The sequence below is a fragment of the Methylobacterium gregans genome (assembly GCF_022179245.1).
Lineage (GTDB): Bacteria > Pseudomonadota > Alphaproteobacteria > Rhizobiales > Beijerinckiaceae > Methylobacterium > Methylobacterium gregans.
This window is the reverse complement of record NZ_BPQM01000154.1, coordinates 1-1,570: the sequence shown is the minus strand read 5'-3', so window position 1 is coordinate 1,570 and position 1,570 is coordinate 1. Positions and strand designations below refer to the sequence as shown.

General features: G+C 70.0%; 1 protein-coding gene. It reads left to right on the top strand.

Features of this window, described 5'->3' with window-relative positions:
• Positions 1-1,278 (top strand): phosphoglucosamine mutase (gene glmM / locus MFF54_RS25095; protein ID WP_238306922.1); only part of this gene is annotated, 1,278 nt, incomplete at its 5' end.
• Positions 1,279-1,570 lie beyond the last annotated feature (292 nt).

Sequence of the window (1,570 nt, the reverse complement as noted above, 5' to 3'; positions counted from 1 at the left end):
GAGCTGGCGCTGAAGGTGGGTCAGGCGGCGGGTCTGGTGTTTCAGCGCGGCGATCACCGCCACCGGGTCGTCATCGGCAAGGACACGCGGCTGTCGGGCTACATGATCGAGACCGCGCTGATCGCCGGCTTCACCTCGGTCGGCATGGACGTGCTCCAGCTCGGCCCCGTGCCGACCCCCGCCGTCGCCATGCTGACCCGCTCCATGCGTGCCGATCTCGGCGTGATGATCTCCGCCTCCCACAACCCCTTCGAGGACAACGGCATCAAGCTGTTCGGACCCGACGGCTTCAAGCTCAACGACGAGGTCGAGCGCGCCATCGAGGCGCTCATCGACGGCGACCGCAACACCAAGCTTGCCGGCGCGAACGACCTCGGCCGGGCCAAGCGCATCGAGAGCGTGCACGCCCGCTACATCGAGTTCGCCAAGCGCACCCTGCCGCGCCACGTCACCCTCGACGGCCTGCGCGTGGTGGTCGACTGCGCCAACGGCGCCGGCTACCGCGTCGCGCCCGAGACGCTGTGGGAGCTCGGCGCCGAGGTCATCGCCATCGGCACCGAGCCGGACGGCTTCAACATCAACCGGGCGGTGGGCTCGACCGCACCGGCCGCGCTCGTCGAGAAGGTGCGCGAGCGCCGGGCCGACATCGGCATCGCGCTCGACGGCGACGCCGACCGGGTGCTGATCGTGGACGAGAAGGGGCAGGTGGTCGATGGCGACCAGCTCATGGCGGTGGTCGCCCGCTCGTGGAAGGAGGACGCGCTGCTGGCCCAGCCGGGCATTGTCGCCACCATCATGTCGAACCTCGGCCTGGAGCGGTATCTGGGCGGCATCGGCCTGTCGCTGGCCCGCACGGCGGTGGGCGACCGCTACGTGCTGGAGCACATGCGCGAGCACGGCTACAACCTGGGCGGCGAGCAGTCCGGGCACATCATCATGTCGGACTACACCACGACCGGCGACGGGCTGGTGGCGGCGCTGCAGCTGCTGAGCGTGGTGCAGCGGCAGGGCCGGCCGGTGAGCGAGGTCTGCCACTGCTTCGATCCGCTGCCGCAGATCCTGAAGAACGTGCGCTACCGCTCGGGCGAGCCGCTGCGCCAGGACAGCGTGGTGACGGCGATCGCCCAGGCGCGCGCGCGGCTCGGCAATGCCGGCCGGCTCGTGATCCGGCCCTCCGGCACCGAGCCGGTGATCCGCGTCATGGCGGAGGGCGACGACCGCGCGCTCGTCAACGCGGTGGTCGACGAGGTCGTCGACGCCGTCGCGAAGGCCGCCTGACGAGCGTGGTGCTGCTCGTCGCGCGAGCGCTCTCCGGCGAAACGGTTGCCGGCCCGGTGCCGGAGGCCCTGTCACGATACGGCGGCATTTTTCGCATTGAGCGCGGTCGAGAACGGCTCCAGCGCAGACGTTCGAGGCGGCACCGGTCGAGATGTGCTGGTCACGAAGCGGTACAGTTGGACTCGGCACGCCGTGACTGCCTCTGTTCTGTATCACAACGGTCGGCGGATGCCCGATGATCATGCCTCCAGCGTCATCCAAGGCCGTCGGGGACCGACGATGACCACGCCGA